The organism is Dysgonomonas sp. UBA7710, assembly GCF_002482385.1.
Classification (GTDB): domain Bacteria; phylum Bacteroidota; class Bacteroidia; order Bacteroidales; family Dysgonomonadaceae; genus Dysgonomonas.
The window spans coordinates 1-21,837 of sequence record NZ_DLFW01000009.1; the positions used below are offsets into that span (position 1 = coordinate 1).

The 21,837-nt window shown below is 40.0% G+C and carries 15 protein-coding genes; 9 read left to right on the forward strand and 6 right to left on the reverse strand.

Translation table 11 applies throughout. From position 1 onward, the window contains the following. Nucleotides 1-83: 83 nt before the first annotated feature. On the reverse strand, nucleotides 84-887 hold the full coding sequence (istB, locus tag B3317_RS03890) for an IS21-like element helper ATPase IstB (RefSeq protein ID WP_291108834.1): 804 nt from the start codon (nucleotides 885-887) through the stop codon (nucleotides 84-86). A gap of 9 nt (nucleotides 888-896) precedes the next feature. Then, complete coding sequence (gene istA, locus B3317_RS03895) at nucleotides 897-2,501, reverse strand: IS21 family transposase (RefSeq protein WP_291108836.1); 1,605 nt, start codon at nucleotides 2,499-2,501, stop codon at nucleotides 897-899. A gap of 139 nt (nucleotides 2,502-2,640) precedes the next feature. Here istA and B3317_RS03900 point away from each other — a divergent pair, with 139 nt between their 5' ends. The 4 genes from B3317_RS03900 (at nucleotide 2,641) to B3317_RS03915 (ending at nucleotide 5,126) form a co-directional block, all read left to right on the forward strand. Beyond that, on the forward strand, nucleotides 2,641-2,865 hold the full coding sequence (locus B3317_RS03900) for a helix-turn-helix domain-containing protein (protein ID WP_291108838.1): 225 nt from the start codon (nucleotides 2,641-2,643) through the stop codon (nucleotides 2,863-2,865). 78 nt (nucleotides 2,866-2,943) lie between these two features. Next, nucleotides 2,944-3,504: a sugar O-acetyltransferase gene (locus B3317_RS03905; protein ID WP_291108840.1), complete on the forward strand. Its 561-nt coding sequence runs from the start codon at nucleotides 2,944-2,946 to the stop codon at nucleotides 3,502-3,504. An 11-nt stretch (nucleotides 3,505-3,515) separates the two neighbouring features. After that, nucleotides 3,516-4,010 carry a cyclophilin-like fold protein gene (locus B3317_RS03910; RefSeq protein ID WP_291108842.1) on the forward strand — a complete coding sequence of 165 codons (495 nt, stop codon included), beginning with the start codon at nucleotides 3,516-3,518 and terminating at the stop codon, nucleotides 4,008-4,010. 147 nt (nucleotides 4,011-4,157) lie between these two features. After that, a complete protein-coding gene (locus B3317_RS03915) occupies nucleotides 4,158-5,126 on the forward strand; it encodes an alpha/beta hydrolase (protein ID WP_291108945.1) in 969 nt (322 codons plus the stop codon). A gap of 58 nt (nucleotides 5,127-5,184) precedes the next feature. On the opposite strand, the gene B3317_RS03920 is transcribed toward B3317_RS03915, so the two are convergent. Beyond that, nucleotides 5,185-6,084, reverse strand: coding sequence for a helix-turn-helix domain-containing protein (locus B3317_RS03920; RefSeq protein WP_291108843.1), 900 nt, complete (start codon nucleotides 6,082-6,084; stop codon nucleotides 5,185-5,187). Nucleotides 6,085-6,318: 234 nt separating this feature from the next. On the opposite strand from B3317_RS03920, the gene B3317_RS03925 reads away from it, so the two are divergent. The 3 genes from B3317_RS03925 to B3317_RS03935 all read left to right on the forward strand — a co-directional run bounded on the left by B3317_RS03925 (nucleotide 6,319) and on the right by B3317_RS03935 (nucleotide 9,703). Then, nucleotides 6,319-7,407 carry an alpha/beta hydrolase gene (locus tag B3317_RS03925; protein WP_291108845.1) on the forward strand — a complete coding sequence of 363 codons (1,089 nt, stop codon included), beginning with the start codon at nucleotides 6,319-6,321 and terminating at the stop codon, nucleotides 7,405-7,407. Between the two features lie 96 nt (nucleotides 7,408-7,503). Further along, nucleotides 7,504-9,177, forward strand: a complete 1,674-nt coding sequence (locus tag B3317_RS03930) for a carboxymuconolactone decarboxylase family protein (RefSeq protein WP_414647437.1) — start codon at nucleotides 7,504-7,506, stop codon at nucleotides 9,175-9,177. 16 nt (nucleotides 9,178-9,193) lie between these two features. Next, nucleotides 9,194-9,703, forward strand: coding sequence for a cupin domain-containing protein (locus B3317_RS03935; protein ID WP_291108847.1), 510 nt, complete (start codon nucleotides 9,194-9,196; stop codon nucleotides 9,701-9,703). Between the two features lie 144 nt (nucleotides 9,704-9,847). Here B3317_RS03935 and B3317_RS03940 read toward each other — a convergent pair whose 3' ends face one another. From B3317_RS03940 to B3317_RS03950, 3 genes are all read right to left on the reverse strand, one after another. Continuing rightward, entirely contained in the window at nucleotides 9,848-10,957 is a 1,110-nt protein-coding gene (locus tag B3317_RS03940) for an ABC transporter permease (protein ID WP_291108849.1), read from the reverse strand. Nucleotides 10,958-10,989: 32 nt separating this feature from the next. Next, a complete protein-coding gene (locus B3317_RS03945; protein ID WP_291108851.1) occupies nucleotides 10,990-11,730 on the reverse strand; it encodes an ABC transporter ATP-binding protein in 741 nt (246 codons plus the stop codon). 278 nt (nucleotides 11,731-12,008) lie between these two features. Beyond that, a complete protein-coding gene (locus B3317_RS03950) occupies nucleotides 12,009-16,268 on the reverse strand; it encodes a two-component regulator propeller domain-containing protein (RefSeq protein ID WP_291108854.1) in 4,260 nt (1,419 codons plus the stop codon). A 320-nt stretch (nucleotides 16,269-16,588) separates the two neighbouring features. Here B3317_RS03950 and B3317_RS03955 point away from each other — a divergent pair, with 320 nt between their 5' ends. Then, complete coding sequence (locus tag B3317_RS03955) at nucleotides 16,589-19,840, forward strand: SusC/RagA family TonB-linked outer membrane protein (RefSeq protein ID WP_291108856.1); 3,252 nt, start codon at nucleotides 16,589-16,591, stop codon at nucleotides 19,838-19,840. A 13-nt stretch (nucleotides 19,841-19,853) separates the two neighbouring features. Then, nucleotides 19,854-21,827, forward strand: coding sequence for a RagB/SusD family nutrient uptake outer membrane protein (locus tag B3317_RS03960; protein WP_291108858.1), 1,974 nt, complete (start codon nucleotides 19,854-19,856; stop codon nucleotides 21,825-21,827). Nucleotides 21,828-21,837: the final 10 nt, after the last annotated feature.

A 21,837-nucleotide genomic window follows, 5' to 3' on the forward strand; every position in this document is an offset into this window, starting at 1 on the left:
TGTATAATATAATTGAAAAGTAGTCCACTTAGTAATTGAAAAGTATACCACTAAGTGTCTCGGCTGAGATTGTTTAAAGATATCTATTCTTCATTAGATTGTAACATTTTTTGAGTTTCTTTAACACGATAAGACTGTCCGTTCATGTTAATCAGATATGCTTTATGAGTTAGCCTGTCTACCATTGCAGCTACCAGAACTTTGTCCTTGACGATCTCCCCCCACCTGCTAAAAGCCAGGTTTGTAGTAATAATAGTTGTTTTCTTACCAGCCCTTAGCGATAAATGATTAAATAATAGTTCCCCGCCTTCTTTATCACAACTGACATATCCGAACTCGTCACAGATGACCATATCATACCTTTGGAAGCGTAGTTCAAGCTGGCGTAGGCTTTTCTGTGAGCGGCATTCCCTGATTTGCGTAAGCAGGCGAGGCACGGAAGTAAAAAAGACCGTATAACCCTCCAGGCAAGCTTTAATACCGAGCCCTATTGACATATGCGTCTTGCCTGTTCCCGGGTTGCCGCAAAATACGATATTGCGCCCATCCTTGATAAATTCCAGCGTTTCAAGTTCCGGCAGTGCTGTTTGTGCATCTTTAGGCAGCTCTTCCCTTACCAGTTCCTGAAGGTACTTTAGTTCAGGGAACCCGGCTATCCTGATTCGCTGCTTGCGGCGTGCCTCGATCCGCATGTCCATTTCCTTGGTTAAGAGCCGGCATATCAATGCCCGGTATGACCAGTTTTCATCGGTTGCCAAGGTGATAAAGTCATCGAGTTCATCCCGCAGGACAGGCAACTTAAGCTCTTTGGCATAGTTAAACACTTTTTCTTTTTCGTTCAGATTTTCCATTTGCATACTATTTATATTAAATACTTCTTGTCTCATAACTGATTATTAATTTTTGGTGATTATTTTTATATTGTTCTCTGTGTCCATTATGCGTGACAGATCCATCAGTATCCTCATGGCTCCGTCTTCAATCAGGGCAGAGCCGCTCTTATGGCTTTCATCCAGATAGATGGGTTCATCCTGGGTCGCCAGGGGCTCGTCATTGGCATAGAGCATGGCTTTGATCTGGTCTGCCGATATACTTCTCAGGCCTCGTGCTTTTAATGATGTGTATGCTTCTATTATATCGTTGTCGCTAAAATTGTTTTCCCTGGCATACTGTAAAAGGAAGACAAAATCCCTGGCCTTGTCCGTAAAATGTTTATTGAATAAAGCCTGTATCTGCTGTGGCATTTGCTTTAATGCCAGCGAAGTGTTCAGTGCTCCGGGTTTGCGCAAAAGGGTGTTCAGGTAGTGTTCCAGTTTGATAGACCATCCCTTTTGCCTTGAGTAGATGCGTTCATGTACGGCTATCTTGTCATTATTATAGAGGATGACAATCTTCTCGGAGTACATCTTAACGGTAACCATTTTGCCTACCAGCGTATCGGGAACCGAGTAGTGGGAGCAGTTCATACAGATGGTCGACCACTTGTCCACCTTGTACTCAGCCATCTGGAAGCATCCCATCTCATTGGTATAGGGTTTTAGTGCAGCAAGATCGGCTGCCAGTTCTTCCACTTTATTGATCGTTGAAGGACTGCCGCTGCGTGAGTTAATCTTTTCACAGATAGCCAGCAGGTGCTCCTGGGCATCTTTTAATGAAGCATAATGCAGATTGATGCTGAAAGCCTTACGCCTGACATACTCTACCGAACGTTCCACATGACCCTTTTCCCAACCGGCACGGGCATTACAGAAGCGATAGTGGTAACGGTAGAAGTTGCTCATGCGAAGAAGTGTTTCTGTGGGCTTCTTCTCCTCTCCTGCAAACTTTTTGATGGCCACACGCATATTATCATAGACCATAATCGAGGGAACACCTTTTACCTGGCGAAAGAAGTTGCGGTGCGACTCCATGAAGGCTAACTGGTCCTGATGATGGAATAGCCAGGCATAACGCCCGTTGCTATGGCTCAGGGTAAAGACGGCCATCTGGATACGTTGAAGCTTACCGTTTAAGTAAAGCTTGACTTCACCCCAATCAAACTCACAGGACTCTCCCGGAGGATAGTAACCACGGATAAAGGCTTCCTTGGATGATTTATCTTCTTTCTTCTCGACAGCAACAGAGGCGATGTATTTACAAACTCCCGTATAGCTGACCTGAAAGCCTTTGTCTATCAACAGTTCGTAGATATCCTTACCCCGCATACACTGCTTCTTCAGGCCCATAGCGCGTTTACGGACGTTCTTCTCTAAACAATCATCTATTAAATCTTTCAGGCTACCGGTAATAACACGGCGGCCTCGTTTGGAACAGTTATATCGGGGTTGTACGGTTAATACCGATTCCAGTGAAGCTTCAGGATCTGGACAGTTTAAAGCGGCTTCATACTCGGATATGACTTTATGAACGGTCTTACGGCTGATATCCAACTCCCTGGCTATAGCACGTTTGCTGTACCCAACCGTACGGTACATGTGAATAATTGCTTGTTTTTCCACCATTGTTATCATTTTAACCTCTGTGTTAGTGTTCTATACACAAAGGAATTTATAATGTTAATATTTGTTAGTAAAATACAGAGCTTTATTACATGTGCTCTCACATTTTACTTAACTGGTGGTATACTTTTCAATTATTTTAGTGGACTACTTTTCAATTATATTATACAAAATTACCGGTAAATCAACCACTACACACATCACCGAACGCATTATTGCCGAAGCAAAAGCCCTCTTGCAGCATACAGACTGGAATATTGCAGAGATCGCTTACGCGCTCGGTTTTGAATATCCTACCTACTTCAATAACTTCTTTAAAAGGCAAACAGGCACTAATCCGAAGTCACTTCGACAAGAGATGGTTTGAATATCTTAATTATCGGTTTGAATATTGTTAACAGGTAAAGCCGATAAGCCCCGATCTTTGTATCAAAAAAATACAGAGATGGATAAAACAGATATTTTTGAACGGCTCAGAGACGGAGAAACCATTCCGTCCGGCGATCCTCAGCGATATAAAATGAGGGAAGCATCATACAACACTAAAGAATTGTTGATCCAAATGAATAATTCTGCCGATCCGGCAGAAATAAGGACTCTTTTAAGTCAAATTACAGGCAGTGAAATCGACGAAAGCGTTGCCGTATTTACCCCCTTATATATCAATTACGGGAAGCATACTAAAATTGGTAAAAACGTATTTATCAACTTTAATTGCACTCTTCTGGATTTGGGTGGCATCACCATCGAAGACAACGTACTGATAGGTCCCAACGTCAGCATATTATCCGAAGGGCATCCCATTGAGCCGAAAGAACGGCATTCACTCAAACCCAAATCCATCCATATCAAGAACAACGCTTGGATTGGCGCAGGAGCAACCATTCTGCAAGGGGTAACAATCGGAGAAAACGCTATTGTAGCCGCAGGAGCAGTTGTATCTAAAGATGTTCCCAATAATGTGATTGTCGGTGGTATTCCTGCTAAAATCATCAATACAATTTAAACAGAACAATTATGAAAAAGCTTATAATAATAATTTTCTCTTTGATGGTAATAACAGGACTTTCAGCCTGTGATACCGATGAGATAAGAAGTCCCGAACCACCTCAGCAACCGGAGAACACGGGCAACGATAATGAAAACGAAAATCCGCAAGAGAATATGAAAATGAAAATAACAATAGGCTCAACCGTATTTACCGCCACCCTTGAGAATACTGCTACGGCAACCGCTTTCAAGAAACTGTTACCCATAACAATCACAATGTCCGAGTTAAACAATAATGAAAAGTATTACAGCCTGCCAAACAGCTTACCTACCAATCCTACTAATCCGAAAACGATACAAAACGGCGATTTAATGCTGTACGGCTCGCAAACATTGGTATTGTTCTACAAAAGTTTTTCTACATCGTACAGCTATACCCGATTGGGAAAAGTAGATGATACAACAGGCTTAGCCTCCGCATTAGGTTCGGAAAATGTCACCGTAATTTTTGAAATGGAATAAAAAAAAGAATCATATATAACAGATAAATAGTTACAGAAAATGAAGAAAATAATACTCATGGCTTTGCTCGTAATAGGAACAATCACAGCAGAAGCAATAAACGGAACAACCGTATTAACCGAAAATAATCAAGCAAACGATAAAAATATGGATAAGCCAGAATTAACAATTGAATGGGACAAAGTATTCCCCAAAAGCGATAAAGTCGATCATCGCAAAGTAACCTTCCGCAACCGTTACGGTATCACCCTTGCTGCCGATATGTATATACCTAAAAATCCAACCGGAAAATTGGCAGCTATTGCCGTGAGTGGACCTTTCGGCGCAGTAAAAGAACAATCATCGGGACTCTATGCACAGACAATGGCCGAACGTGGTTTCCTGACTATTGCTTTTGACCCCTCATATACAGGTGAGAGTGGCGGTGAACCCCGCTATGTAGCTTCACCCGACATTAATACGGAGGATTTCAGTGCTGCCGTCGATTTTCTTTCCACACGTGATGATGTAGACTATGAACGGATCGGAATCATCGGTATTTGTGGCTGGGGTGGTCTGGCTATCAACGCAGCCGCTATGGATACCCGAATCAAGGCAACTGCCACATCTACCATGTACAACATGAGCCGTGTAAATGCCAACGGTTATTTTGATTCTATGGATGCGGACGCACGTTATAAACTCCGTGAGCAACTGAATACCCAGCGCATAATCGACGCAAAAAACGGCACATATGCACTTGCCGGAGGCGTTATTGATCCGTTACCGGACGATGCTCCTTGGTTCGTGAAAGATTACCACAGTTACTACAAAACTGAACGGGGCTATCATGAGCGTTCACTCAATTCGAATGGTGGTTGGAATATAACATCGTCTCTTTCGTTTATCAATATGCCGCAACTTTCCTATGCCGACGAAATCCGTAACGCCGTACTGGTTATTCATGGTGAAAAAGCACATTCCCGCTATTTCAGTGAAGATGCTTTCAAAAAGTTAAAGGGCGATAATAAGGAACTGATGATTATTCCCAATGCTACTCATGTGGATTTATATGACCGTATGGATATTATACCATTTGACAAACTGGAATCTTTCTTTAAGGAATATTTGAAATAGAGTGGATATAAACATACGATATATAACGAGAGAATTTTTACGGATTCTCTCGTTTTTATTAATTCATCAACCGATAATCACTTGGCGAACTACCCACAATCTTCTTAAACATCCGGCTGAAATGATGCGGATATTTAAACCCTAATTCATAAGCAATTTCATTTACCGACTTATCCGGGTGGTACAGTTTATCCTTTGCCTTTTCAATAACCTTTATCTGGATATATTCCTGAGCCGATTTACCTGTTTCTTTTTTGATTAAATCCCCGAAATAATTGGCTGACAAATGAAGTTCATCCGCAAAATACTGCACAGAGGGCAAACCTATTGTTTGCGGTTTATCAGAATCAAAGTAACCGTTCAGTAATTCTTCAAACCGAGTAAGTACATCTTTATTAACGTTTTCGCGAGTAATAAACTGACGGTCGTAAAAGCGCAGGCAATGATTAAGAAAAACTTCGATGTTAGCGGTGATAATCGATTTACTGTGTTTGTCAATGGAATGAGCCAGTTCATCCTTTATCTCCTGAAAGCAATTCACGATAATCTGCCGTTCACGTTCCGACATATGCAGCGATTCATTCGATTCGTAAGAAAAAAACGAATAATCATTCATTTTCTGTCCGAGCAGTGTACCCCGAAGCAAATCGGGATGAAAACACAACCCCCAGCCCTGCATTTTAAAAGTATCGCCCGTATCATCTTTTCCGGCCACTTGTCCCGGAGCAATAAAAACAAGCGTACCTTCCTGATAGTCGTATGTATGGCGGCCATAAATCAAATCGCCGCATTTAACATCTTTCAGGAAAATGAAATAGAAACCATATCTTTTACGGATATGATGAAATTCTTTTGTGACTGTGGAAAAGTCGATAGAACTCACCAAAGGGTGCAGTGTTTCTATTCCCAGAAAGCTGTTATAATCGTGTATCGTATCAAAATTCAATATTTCGCTCATAATTCCTGATTTTATGTATAACAAATATAGTGAAAGCCGAAAGCAATCAAATTTATTTGAATTGCTGAGGCACATCCTATATTCTGTAAAAATAAGGCTTCTTGTTTGAAATCTACCATTCCATCTCTCAAATCAGTAATAATGGTAGAAGAAACAGTAATCTGTCTATTTACATGGGGTATTATTCACCGTAAGTTTGTAACATGAAAATTATAAACTTTTAATTGGTAAAATATGAAGCAAAGGAATGGCACCAAAGAGATAGTATTTATAATAAGTATCCTCCTTATTTTCTCGGCTTGTAATCAAAATAAGGAAAAAGATATGAACGGACTACTTGTGATAAAAGAACAGGGCAGTTTTGCCGTAGGCGGTTCGGTTATAATCAACCCCGGCACATTCAATCCCATTACACGTACTCCCGAGGGGCAAACCTACCACGGCGACCATGCCTATATTGTTTATCAGATACCCGATAATGCCCGCAAATTACCACTAGTATTCTGGCATGGCATCGGACAATTTTCAAAGACATGGGAAACTACACCCGACGGTCGTGAAGGATTCCGGAATATATTTCTTAGACGAAATTTCGGTGTATATCTCATTAATCAGCCAAGAAGGGGAAACGCAGGGCGAAGTACTGTAGAAGCCACAATAAAAACAATACCCGACGAACAGGAATGGTTCAGCACTTTCCGGCTGGGTGTATGGCCCGAATATTTTGAAGGCGTACAATTCGATAAAAGTCCGGAAACATTGAATCAGTATTTTCGTCAGATGACACCCAATATCGGAGGATTTGATACCGAAGTAATCACTTCAGCCGCAATTGAACTTTTCAATAAGATAGGTGACGGTATACTTGTCACTCACTCTCATTCGGGCGGTTTTGGCTGGTTGACGGCAATAGGTAGCGATAATGTAAAAGCAATTGCATCCTATGAACCCGGCAGCGGTTTTGTTTTTCCCGAAGGAGAAGTCCCCGAACCCCTTTCAAGTTCAGCAGGAGTGTTAGTAGCCAATAGCGTGCAGATGTCCGACTTTATGAAACTCACCAAAATCCCCATTATTATTTACTACGGTGATTTCATCCCTGAAAAACAAGTAGAAAATCCCGGAATCGACGGCTGGCGTGTACGGCTCGAAATGGCAAGGAAATGGAGAGATGTCGTCAATAAGTATGGAGGAGATGTTACTGTTATACACTTGCCCGAAATAGGGATTCATGGCAATACTCATTTCCCTTTCTCCGACCTCAATAATATAGAAATAGCCGGTTTGCTTTCGGACTGGTTCAAAGAAAAAGGACTCGATAAATAGAACAAGATATGAAGAATTTAATTTTAAGCCTAATCATAATTTTAGTAATATTCCCCGTGTCGGCATATTCGAATAATAAGTAATAGAAATATAACAATGAAAAAGATTATATATATCACAATGACAACCTTGTTGCTGGGAATATCCGTCAACATATATGCACAAGAGAATAATATGCTAAGCAAAAAACAAGAAAAAATAGTAATCATATCTTCCTTTACCGCAAGGGGAGAATTGGAAAAACTGAAACCGGAACTGATTGCCGGACTCGAAGCCGGATTAACCGTAAACGAAATAAAAGAAGTATTGGTCCATCTGTATGCTTACAGCGGATTTCCCCGGAGCCTGCGAGGACTGCAAACTTTTATGAGCGTGCTGGATGAACGGAAAGCCGCAGGAATAACCGATAATTGGGGGCATGAAGCCTCACCCGTTACCGATACCCGCGATAAGTACGAGCGTGGAAAAGAAATCCTTTCCGAACTGCAAGGTATCACACCGCCCGAAGGACGAGAAACCGCAGGCTATGCAGGTTTCAGTCCCGAAATAGAAACATTCCTGAAAGAACACCTTTTTGCAGATATTTTTGAACGTGATGTACTTACCTATGCGCAGCGTGAAATGGTAACTGTTTCGGTACTGATGGGATTAGGAGGTGTCGAACCGATGTTGAATTCCCACATGAACCTCTCGCTGAACGTAGGTATAACCCCTGCCCAATTACAGCAAATAATAAACATCATTGAAATAAACGTAAGTAAAGAAAATGCGGAAGCAGCTAAAGTCGTACTGCATGAATTACTTCAAACAAAAGGATTGAGCACAGAAACAAAAATTTCCGAAATGGTAAACGGTGTGAAAATAGAGAAAGTATCCTTTCCGAACCGGTTTTATAACAACGTGGCAGGTAATCTCTACTTTCCACCTAATTATGATACCAATAAGAAATATTCAGCTATTGTGATCGGTCATCCGTTTGGTGGAGTAAAAGAACAAACGTCAGGACTTCATGCTCAAAAAATGGCGGAACTCGGTTACATTACCCTTGCATTTGATGCCACACATTATGGCGAAAGCGGCGGATATCCACGATATATAGAATCACCCGAAGCACGGGTAGAAGATTTCAGTGCAGCGGTAGATTATCTCAGTAACCATAAAAATATAAATCCACAGGCAATCGGAGTTATCGGCATTTGCGGCGGTGGAGGTTATTCCGTTAGTGCGGCACAAATCGACCATAGGATAAAAGCAGTAGCAACAATCAGCATGTACGACATGGGACGCGCCCGTCGTCAAGGATTAGGCGATGTGATAACGTATGAGCAGCGCATGAAAACATTGGATGATATAGGGGAACAACGCACAAAAGAGCTCGGTGGCGCAGCCAGAAAAGATATCGCGGCTATTCCTACTCAATTGAGCGACAGCGATACGGAAAATACCCGTGAATTTTTCGACTATTACCGTACGTCACGTGGAGGGCATCCAAACTCGACTACCAGCTATTCCTATACAAGCCTTGCACCGATGATGAATTTCTTCCCTTTTGCGCAAATAGAAACTATCTCACCAAGACCCCTGTTATTTATCGTTGGTGAACGTGCCGTGTCAGCTTATTTCAGTGAAGATGCGTATAGCAAAGCAGCAGAGCCTAAAGAACTGTTTGTTGTGCCGGGAGCCTCGCACGTGGATTTATACGACAGGCCGGAATATATGGGTATTTCATTACCTAAATTGAATTCCTTCTTTAAACAATATCTGAAATAATAGTAAACAATAGTATATGAAAAAAATAAAAAGAAACGGTTTTGCATTATTAGCTGTTGTAATATTGCTATTCACAGCATGTAATAACTCAAAAAATAACAACGAAATGGAAACAAACAATAAAGAGATAAATCAGATATTTCCGAAAGGAGATAAAATAAATAACAATTATTTCAGCGGAACAGCATGGCTTCAAATGCTTGTCACCGATAAAGAGAACTTCGACCTCACAATAGGCAATGTAATTTTCGAACCGGGAGTACGGAATAACTGGCATTTACATCCGGGTGGACAAATTCTGCTATGTACTAAAGGACAAGGCTATTATCAGGAAAAAGGAAAGCCGATTCAATTACTTAATGTAGGTGATGTTGTTGAAATCCATGCTGATGTCGTCCATTGGCATGGTGCAACTCCCGATAGTGAATTCGAGCATATAGCAATTAGCCCACAATCCCATAAAGGTGCTGTCGTTTGGATGGAGCCTGTAACTGATGAAGAATACAACAGTTATAGTAGCAAATAGTCCGATTAATAAACAAAAACAGGACATGATTGGATAATCAATTATCCAATCATGCTATTATTTAAGTTATATGCTAGGTAAGTTTATATGATGACATGAATCTATGTTCTGGAGTGCAAAAAATGACTCACGAGAATCGTAAATTCAATTCCACTTAAATAGCTTCATTCCTATAATGAAACAGATAAGTCCAAAAGCAGATAACATACAAGTCGGATAAATCACTTCCATCCATCCGGCCCCTTCATTAAAAATACTCCGGATTCCATCGGTGAGCGCTGTCAGAGGAAGTAACTTAATAGCTCCGATACTCCATTCGGGGAAATTATGGTAACTGAAGAAAATACCCGATAGCAACATCATGGGCATTTGTACAGCATTAATCCATCCGGTACCGACCTCCGTTTTAGTAGTACGGGATGCAACCAAGACAGCGATTCCTGTAAAAGCGAGATTACCAGCTAGAAATAAAACAATCAATGCTCCGATATTTCCCTGGATATGAATATCGAATATTAACCAGGCAAAAAACAGTAGAATCAGAGACTCAACCACATTCATGAGGATACGGACAAACATTAATGCAAATAAAAAATTTGATTTTTTCATCGGAGTCGCAACCATCCGTCTTAATAATTTCTGCGATCGTCGTTCAATGATTGTATAGCTAATGCCCCACATGATAGAACTCATCAACCCGAAAGCAATCAGTCCCGGAATCAGGAAGTCGATATAACGAACACCCATTAATGTCAATGGTTTTATTTCTGTATTCTCAGCATTCATGCTTGAATCAGGTGCTTTTACCAATGCTGAAAGCTTCATATATGCTAATTGTGACTGAGAGTTAAGCGGATCAAAATGATAAGCGGCTTTTCCCAACGAATCCGTAACAATCACATCTGCTTCGCCTCTCTTTAACGATATGATAGCTGAGTTCCAGTCGCTTTGTGAAAACTTAAATATAGTATTACCCAGCGTTTTATTGATAATTTTCCAATTTTGGATGTTCCTTCCTTTACTCTGTGCATTTGTAGCATAAATATTGAGAAGTGAATCTAATTCTGTCTGATTTTTCTCAACAAGTACAATATTAAATTTTGATTCTGTTTGCTGTGTAAAAGCCAAGCCCAATCCAATGGAGATAAGTACAGGGAATATCATACCCCAAAAAAGGACTTCCGGTTCACGGATTGTCAGTAGAAACTGGGTTTTGAAGAGTTGATATAATTGATTGTTTTTGATTGATTCCATTATTGAAATAATTGAAAGTATACAAGTATTTATTACAATATTACATTTCCATTCTCACGGAGAGCTTTTCCTGTGAGATTGATGAATAATTCGTCGAGGTTACGGGAATTTTCGTCCAGCAACTCTTCCAGTTTCCCTTCTTTTAATATTTTCCCTTCATCAATAATGATGATACGGTCACAAAGCGATTCCGCTTCTTCCATGTAATGGGTTGTCAGGATGAGGGAGGTTTCCCCTTTGTCTTTTAATCCTTTCAGAATATTCCAAAGATCGAGTCGTGAATGTGGATCGAGTCCGGTAGTGGGCTCATCCAGAAAAAGAATTTGAGGAGTATTTAATAATGCTACACCTAAAGCAAGCCGTTGCCGTTGTCCTCCCGAAAGTGTTCCCACCATCGATTTTCGTTTACTTTCCAGTCCGGTCAGCTCGATAATTTCATTTGCCCGTTTTTCGCCAAGCCGGAAAAAACTCGCAAACAGGCGTAAGGTTTCAAAGACAGTCAGTTTATCGGAAAAACGTGTTTCCTGCAATGACAGACCAATAATTGACCGAAGTTCTCTTTCATTCTTTTGCCAGTTCTTACCCTGTAACAGAATTTCTCCTGAATCCGGCTTTTTTAATCCTTCCATCATTTCAACCATTGTTGTCTTTCCGGCTCCGTTAGGGCCAAGTAAAGCCACAAATTCTCCGGGATGTATTGCAAAAGAAATACCTTTTACTGCATGTACATCCTTAAATGACTTATATACGTCTTTTACTTCTATCTGATACATTATGTATTTATTTTCCCTGCTAATTTTATTATCGGGTGATAAAAGTAATAACGAATTTTATTACTACAAAGTTTTGGCTTCTGTTAATGCGTATTTAATTATCTGTTTATAAAATTTTGCAACAGAGATATTAAGGTTAAGATTAGAGATATTAAGGTTAAGATTATAGAGAAAGAATCAGCAAAATATAAGACCGTTATAATTGGTTTTTCTATGGAAATATAAGGTAATGATTTATAATAAAGGCGAAGATCAAAGCTGTGGACGGAAGGCTTACATTAATTTTCTCTCCCGCCTTTAAATTGAACGGGTGATATAGAAAATTGCTCTTTAAAGCACTTGCTAAAGTAGAAAGGATCATTAAACCCTACCTTGTAAGCAACTTCAGAAACATTTAGACCGGTTGTTTTGAGTAGTTCAGCAGCTTTTTTCAGGCGTATTATCCGTACGTATTCATTTGGAGAGTAACCTGTAATTCCTTTTACTTTTTTATAGAGCATGGTTCTTCCCAGATTGGTAGATTGAGCGAATGCGTCAACTGAAAAATCAGGATTATTCAGATTTGTATCAATTATCGAGTGTATTTTGTCTATAAAGGCTTTATCCTTGTCTGTCGTACAAATCGTGGTAAGTCCTATTCCGGGTTCCTGTGAAAATTTCTGCTGTAATTTCTCCCGTTGTTCGATAAGTTTAATAATCCGGGCCATCAGATATTTTATACTAAAAGGTTTGATTATATAGGCGTCTGCACCCGATTGTATACCTTCTACCTGATGTTCTACAGATGAATGGGCTGTGAGCAGAATTATAGGAATATGACTTGATTGAAAATCCGATTTCAGCCTCTTTGTAACTTCAAAACCATCCATTTCGGGCATCATAACATCACATATAATCAGGCTGGGTTGTTCATTAACAGCCATATTAAGCCCTTCGATGCCATTTGGTGCGGTCAGAATACTAAAAATAGATTTTAATTGTTCCGTCAGAAATGACCTGATATCTTCATCGTCCTCAATAATAAGAATCTTATACAAGTTTAAAGCTCCGTTCAGGTTATCCTCTTCAAATATATTTTCTTCAATGGAAGAAGGGCTGATTACGGGTTCAGAGTGGATGATGGCCTCATTGTTATAATTGCTGTCGGCCAAAGGAATCGTTACAATGAACGAAGCACCTCCCCATTCGGATTCTGAATATTCGATACGTCCCAGATGTACATTAACCAGCTCATAGGTAAGATTAAGGCCGATACCGATGCCCGGTATGGAATAATTAATCTGTTTGAATCTCTGAAACAGCAAGTCTCTTTTATCCTGAGGAATACCCGTCCCCGAATCAGAAACGGTCAGTTGCCAATAATCATCTTTTTCGTTAAATTCAAGCTTTACTGAAATATTACCGTCGGCCGGAGTATGCTTAAAGGCATTGGACAGCAGATTGAAAGCCACTTTATCCATTTTTCCCCTGTCTAATAATGTTATTTTCGAATCTTTGTCCGATGAGAATGTGAAATTGATATGATTTTTATCCGCTGTCTCAGTAAATATATGATAGATGTCAGAAAAAAAACTAACAGTTTCTGTATATTCCAGAGTGAGTTCCATTCTGTCTTTTTGCATTTTCCGGAATTCCAGTAATTGGTTTATCAGCCTCATTAAGCGGGATGAACTTTTCTCTAAAATCCTGATCTGTTTTTTCAAGGGCGCAGGCAAAGACTTCATTTCACTCATATTCTCAATACTTCCACTGATAATGGTCAGGGGTGTCCTGAATTCGTGAGATATATTGGTGAAAAAGCGTAAACGATATTCAGTCAGCCTTTTTTCTACTTCGACTGCATTATGTAGCCTGTTCATTTTCAGAATAAGTTTGGACGCGAAAAAGCAGAGGATAAGCGCTGTAATAATATATATAGCAATAGCTTTCGACGATGTCCAGAAAGGCGGGACAACGATAATCTCCAACACTGTTTCCTGTTCGGCCATAATACCGGAACTATTGCTCCCTTTTACTCTGAAAATATATTTTCCCGCCGGAATATTCTTGTAAGTTGCTACATTATATTGCGTGATGGGATTCCATTTATTATCATAGTTTTCAAGTATATATGTATACCTGTCGGAATACGCGTCCTGAAAATTTAATGATGAAAATTCTATGCTAAAAGAATTCTGACCATTCTTTAACTTTATGGATTTCGTTTCGGTAATGCTTTTACTCAAAGGCGAATCCTGTCCGTTAGGCACTGCCGGAATACCGTTTATGCGAAGCTTGGTCAATAATACCGGCCGGTCGGGAGCATTGTTTTTGAAGGAAGATGGATCGAGTATATACATTCCGTTATAACTCCCCAGCATAATTTCTCCGTTTTTTCTTTTGTAACTCGAAGACTCACAGAACAGATCACTTTCCCAAGTGTCGGGGAAACTGTAATTCTCGAAAATCATTGTATCCAGATTCAATTTAGAAACTCCGCTTTCGGTACTTATCCATAAATTGCCGTTATTATCTTCTTCTATCGATTGTACTACATTGTTTATCAATCCTTCTTCGGATGAAAAATGTCTGAAGCTGATATCTCCGTTCAGACTGTTTTTCACGGCTAAATTAAGGCCCCCGCCCGATGTTCCTATCCAGATTTGCTCCCGGCTGTCTTCGAATAAGCATTTTACTTCACTATGATTTAATGAAGCGGGATTGTTCCTGTCGAAATGAAAACTTCTGATATCAGCCGGTTGCTTATTCATTTTATCAGGGGTAAAGGTGACGATGCCATTGTTCCCTCCGAGCCAGATCATGCCGGATCTGTCTTGAATGATACACCGGATAAACTTTTGTTCGTTAGATATAGCCGGTATCCTTTCAAAGATTAAATCTTTACCATCCTTCTTACAATAGAGTAATCCTGCGCCGAAAGTCCCTACCCACAGGTTTTCTTTCGAATCGATTAATATCGAGTATATACTGTTATTAGCAAGACTTATAGTATCTGTCGGGTTGTGGGTATATGTTTTATATTCGCCTCTGTTACCGGAGATGATCAACAGGCCGTTTCCTTTGGTACCTACCCATTTATCGCCCTTACTGTCTTCAATCATGCAATACGGCATTCCCTGCGATAATGAGATAATATTCTTTGATTGAAGGTTTTCATCGAAGACGTAAATATTGCCACTTTTCGTTCCTATCCATATATCTCCGGACTTATCCTGGAAAATAGTCCTGATTATTCTGTTTTCAGCGTTGGTCTTATCCATATCCGGAAAAAACACCTCATTCTGGTATTTTGTCAATGAGATTTTAGAAATACCGGTATGTTCTGTCCCTATCCATATCTCTCCGGATTTATCTTCGAATACGGAAAGAAGATAATTGGTTTTAAGCCCGCTGTTGTAGCGGGTATAATGGCTTAATTCTCCCGTGTTCTGATCTAAGGCGAACAGGCCGTTCCCGTATGTTGTAATCCAGATTATATCCCGCGAATCGCAATAAATATCATACCTTTCCAGATCAATAACCGATAGAATGGATTTAGGTATTAGCTCTATACGTTTAAATTTTTGTATAGCCTTTTCATACTTCCATATATTACCCGATTTGTTATATATCCACGGGTTATTATTGTTATCGGTAAGTATCCTCGTTCCGGTCAGTTCCTCACCATTAAAAATATCTTTTGCGTCGGTTACTAAAGATAAGCGGATATTCAATATATATGTACCCTGTTTTCCGGTAATCAGAATTCTGTTTTCATCCAGGACAGCAGTCTGATTGATTATAAATTTACCTCTTTGCGGATAGATGTCGATCATGGAAGAATATCTCTTTTTATTTTTTTCTCCTACAATAATTTTATTGTTATGAGTAAAAAAATAAATGTATCTGCCTGATTCCTCAGCTTTCTGAAAGTTAAGATTATTGTCTCCCGTGATATAATATTCAGGATTATCCCTTGTTATTTTATACAACTCTTTATCCGTCCCCAACCATATCTGATTACCCGAATCTTCATATACGAAGTTTACTATATTGGTTTGTATGTTATTCTTATCGAATAATGTCGGCAGAAGCCCGTTATTCACGTATTGAATGCGGCATGCGCCTTCTTTTGTTCCCCACAGCCAGATATCCCCGTTTCTTGTCACCAGGATATCCAGATAACTTCTCGCCTCATTCTTTCCGGTATAATCGACAAACGATTCGGTATGAGTATCGTAACAGTCGACAATCCCGGATGTAGAGAGTATCCATATACGCCCGTTGTTATCCTCGACCGCTTTTTTTATTTTGCTTTCGGTAAGTGAAAATGAATTGAATTGAGGGAGCATTATATCAAACTCACGACCATCATAGCGGTTCAGCCCATTTATGGTGCTAACCCATATAAAGCCCCTTTTATCCTGCATGATACTCCTTACAGTATTGTGGGATAGTCCGTTTTTATTAGTAATATTCTCAAATTTCAGACCGTCGATGGCATATACAGGGAAAGTCAGAAAATACAGGAATATACAGATTAGATTTAATTTACTCATTTAATCAAAAGGCAACAATACAAATTTATACAAGTTCAGATAAAGTGATGCTCTTTTATTCTGTTTTTACAGGTGCTGTAAACATTTATCCATGCAATTTAACGATTATTCCATATGATGGGAACTGCGACAAATATAAAATCGATTTTACTACACAAAAATACAGGTATAACGTCGAATCTTCAATGCGCGGTTCTTGAAACATCAATACATTTGTTACAAATATTTTTTCACATCTGAAACTACATTATAAATAATACTATTGAAAGTTCAAATTTTGGTTCCATAACCTAACTAAATTTAATATCATGAATAATTGTATGAAAAAAGAACGAAAGCCAATTCTTTTCAAGGTATTGCTATTCTTTGCTTTATTGCTTGTGAATAGCAGTATCATTTTTGCACAAAATGGGATTACAGTTTCCGGTACAGTGCAGGACGAATTAGGAACACTCGTGGGAGTGAGCATCGCGATTAAAGGAACTACTACAGGTACATTGACCGATGTGGATGGTAAATTTTCATTAACCGTCCCAAATGATAAGGTAGTTCTTACTTTCTCCTTTATAGGCTATGTTTCGCAGAACATAACAGTAGGTTCCGACAGAATTTTCAATGTAACGATGAAGACTGAAGATAATTCTTTGGATGAAGTAGTAGTTATCGGTTACGGCACCGTGAGAAAAAAAGATCTGACCGGATCTACCGTATCGGTCAAAGGTTCCGATCTGGCCAACATTCCGGTAACTACAGCAGCTCAGGCCTTAGCCGGTAAAGCTGCCGGTGTGAATGTTATCCAGCAAAGCGGCGCACCGGGTGCTAATGTTCAGATTACTGTACGTGGCGGCACATCTATTACACAAGGTACAGAACCATTGTATATTGTGGACGGTTTTCAAATGGAAAACGGTTTGCAGAATGTAGATATTAATGATATCGAAAGTATCGACGTGATGAAGGATGCTTCCGCAACGGCTATTTACGGGGCAAGAGGATCGAACGGTGTTGTGTTGATTACTACAAAATCCGGGAAATCGGGAAGAACAGAAGTCTCCTATAATGCTTATGTCAGTTTCAACCGTCTGGGTAAAAAACTGGATTTATTAGGAGTCGAAGACTATGTGAAATATCAATATGAATATAACGTGCTTCGTGGTAATGCGGATAGTTTTGCCAATTTTTTCGGAGGTGATGTCAATGCAGCAGACTTTTATTCCGGAGCTTATTCCAGAATCTCTCAAGAATATGGGAATCGCGCGGGAATCGATTGGCAGGATATTGTATTCGGTGATACCGGAATTACCCAGAATCACAATATAAATATAAGTGGTGGCACCAATAAAACCAGGTATATGGTGAGTTATAACTATACCGGTGAAGACGGTATCATGGAGAAACATGGCTATAAGAAAAACAGTATTCGCGCCAAGATCAATCATGAATTAAGTAAAGGTGTACGTTTCGATTTTGCTTCCAGCCTGCAAATGACCAAGGTTGATGGTGGTGGTTCACTGGGAGGAAAATTAAAGCAGACAATCCTGCAACCGATCACCGGAGGGGCAAGGTGGACAAATGAACAAATGATAGGTTCCGATATAGGTACGGAGATCGGTAATATAATGAATGATGCCAATTATGATGCTCAAAACCCGATTCTGGATAACAGGGCTATTACTAACGAGAAATATACCCGTTTAGCAACTGTCAATGCCGGACTTGAATTTGATCTTATAAAGAACATGACGTTCCGCACGGCCGGCAGCTATACATGGCAGCAGATTCGTAAAGATTATTGGGATGACGGCAGCACCAAACAAGCTAAAGCAAATAAAAGCCCTTATGGTTATGGTTCCCGGGATAATAGTGAAAAATATTCATGGCAGATCACAAATACTTTGAACTATGCATTCAATCTGAAAGAAGTACATCGTTTTAATGTACTCTTGGGACAGGAGACTTATTATACCGAAAATATGATGCTGGAAAATGAATACCGTAGTTTCTCTGATGGTAACTTCGGACTGAATGATGTGAGTATGGGAATCCCTTATACATGGAAGTCTGATAAGGAGAAAGTAGGATTGGTTTCTGTATTTGGCCGTCTTTCTTATAATTTTGATGAACGTTATCTTTTTACGGGTACCTTGCGCGGAGACGGGTCGTCCAAGTTTGCCAGAGGCAAGCAATGGGGATATTTCCCTTCTGCTTCGGGGGCGTGGCGTATTACGGAAGAGTCCTTCATGGAAAATGTAAAAACGATTATGAATAATCTGAAACTGCGTGTGGGCTACGGTATTGCGGGTAACAACAATATTAAAAACAATATGTATGCGACCTCTTACGGATCCGGGCATTATGGATATAACGGAGGAGATTATATTACATACATTCCCGGTACGACATTGGGGAATCCAGACTTGAAATGGGAGAAAACGACCACCACTAATATAGGATTAGATATGGCTTGGCTCAACAGCCGTTTTAACCTCTCTGTGGACTGGTATAATAATGAATCATCCAACCTGTTGATTGAAAACAAAATACCTACTTCCACCGGATATTCTACCCAGATACAAAATATCGGTTCTATTCGCAACAGAGGGGTTGAAATCGTGTTGAATACAACGAATGTTTCCACCAAAGATTTTACATGGTCGACTGATTTTAATATCGCATTCAACCGTTCGAAAGTATTGGATCTGTATGGAAGTGACGAACTCAATTATTTTATAAAAGATTATGAATCCCGTATGGGATACAAAATAGAAGTGGGACAACCTTTAGGACAGTTCTACGGACTTATTTATGATGGCATCTATACTACCGATGATTTTATTCAGAATCAGGACGGAACTTATACGCTGAAGGATGATGTACCCTATCTGAAAGGAAGTACCCGCTCCAGCGTAAAAGTAGGCGATGTGAAATATAAAGCGATTGCCGGTGAAACGGATCAGGACGGAAATCCTGTTTTCTCTGTCAATGACCGTACGGTTATCGGTAAAGCACAGCCCAAATTTACAGGAGGTATGAACAATACTTTCAGGTATAAAGGTTTTGACCTGAACATCTTCTTTAATTTTGTATATGGCAATAAAGTATTCAATATGAGCACACAACGATTTATTGGTCCATATCTGGCAAATCAAAATACACTATCGAAGATGAGCGACAGGTTTACATTGATAGATTCTGAGACAGGCAAAGAGAGTACTAATCTGGCAAGATTGGCTGAGCTGAATCCCAACCAGAACGGAGGTTTATTATGGAATATTTCTTCCAATAATAAGACAGCTATCAGCGACCACAGTAGTTATTATCTGGAAGATGGTTCTTATTTGCGTCTGAATAATATTACCTTGGGTTATACATTGCCTAAGAAACTAGTACAAAAGGCAAGGATCAATAGTGTCCGGGTCTATGGTACGCTGAACAATATCCATACATTCACTAAATATAGCGGTTATGATCCCGAAGTATCGGCAAGCGATAATGCTTTGACTCCGGGTATAGACAATTCTTCATATCCACGGGCAAAAAGTTGGGTGTTGGGAGTAAATTTAACCTTTTAAATAGATAATGAATATGAAAAAGATAATAAATATTTTAGGAATATCTATCCTGTTGCTGATGTTCAGTTCATGTGAGGACTGGTTGGACATGCCCTCCGAATCAAAAGCCGATAGCTCCAGCGTGTTTTCAACGGTGAGCAGAGCCGAAATGGCAGTAGTCGGAGCTTATCCATATATATTTACACAAGAATTGGGATACCAGTTATTGATGGGTACAGACGAATCAAGTTCGACGGAATCAAATTCCAAATACAATGTTTCGAATTATGATTATACGAATCTTACCGGGATGTTAAGTTCTACTTATACCACCATGTATCGCGCTATCGAATATTCCAATGTCTGTATTAAGAATATTCCTTTGATGAGTGCTGCCGAAGCTGAACAAACAAAGGTTAATTCACTGTTGGGTGAGGCTTATGCCATTCGCGCGTATGCATACTGGAATATTGTGCGTTTTTATGGTGATGTTCCTTATACAGACATCCCTACTTCCGATTTGACGACTTTTTCATCTTCACGTGTCAGTCGCGATGAAATATGGGATCATTGTATTGCTGATTTGCAGAAAGCCGTCGAATTACTCCCCTGGAAAAGTGAGGGGATGGTAAGTACAGGAGAACGTTTCACCAAGAATGCGGCGTATGGTATTTTAGCACGTGTAGCCCTGCATGCTGCCGGATATTCACTGCGCTGGGATTTGAATACCGTCCCATACAATAAAAGCACTGTAAAAAATGCACAGCGTGAAGATGCAGCCCGCATCAGAGAACTATATCAGATAGCTGCCGATGCATGTGCAGCAGTCATTGCTAAAAATGAAAATAGCCTGTTAAGCAGCTACGATCAGGTATTCCGTGACCTGGCTTTGAAACAATACAACAATGAAACGATCCTTGAATATGGCTGGTATGGCTCCGAAAGCCCGGATGTACGTACCGGTTATGTGAATGGGGTTGCTACCAGCGGAACAAGCGCTACATTCGGTAAAGGAGGTCCTCAGATGATAACTATGCCGACTCTTTACTTCGAATTTGATGAAGGAGATCAGCGCCGCGATGTATCGGTTTGCAACTATGGCATTCTGTCGGATGACAATTTGCAGATGAGTACTTATATCGGGACTTGCCTGGGTAAATACCGTATCGACTGGAAAGCAGACCGGGGAACATCAGACAGTAAACGGGATATTAATTTCCCATTGTTACGCTATTCGGATGTATTGCTGATGTATGCAGAGGCTTTGAACGAATTGAATAATGGACCTACGGAAGCTGCTGCAAACGCATTAAAAACAGTTCGTCTGCGTGCTTTTAATAAGGACGCTTCTAAGGTAGGTACTATTCCCTCAGAATATAACGGGTTCAAGGATGCCATTATCAAAGAGCGCAAACTGGAGCTTTCCAACGAATCGTTACGTAAGAGCGACCTTACACGCTGGGGTATATTATACGAATATTTAACAGCGGAAAAAGAGAAGCTGTACCAATTGGCAAAGCACGAAGGTCAATATGCAGATGTAGGTGTATACCGTGCATATAAGAAGGTGAAAGCTGTCGTTAAAAATCCGCTTATAGCTGTTCCTTATATTTCTATGGATGACACGGATATCAATTCTATGAACCTTACAGAAGGGGAAATTACGACTCTCAATACGATAAATGCCTCCGGCAAAGGCTATCTGGATAAAACTTTCTACGAAAATAGCGCCACAGGCAAAGTCTACTTTACCAAAAGCAGCGTGCCCGCCGGAACAGACGTTACAGAAGTATCATATACTATATTAAATATGTTTGGTTGCCATTCGGTGAAGCAGATGGGCGGGCTTTCCGTAGAGGACGTGCCGGGATTAGCTTCGGTTAATAAATGGATCGAGAATATGTTTTATGGCATGCAGAAGAATATGGTAGAAATCCTTCCATTCAATACTACGAATATAATTGATGTAAATCCCGGACTGATAGGTCAACAGCATCCAATGTATTAATCAGAAAGCC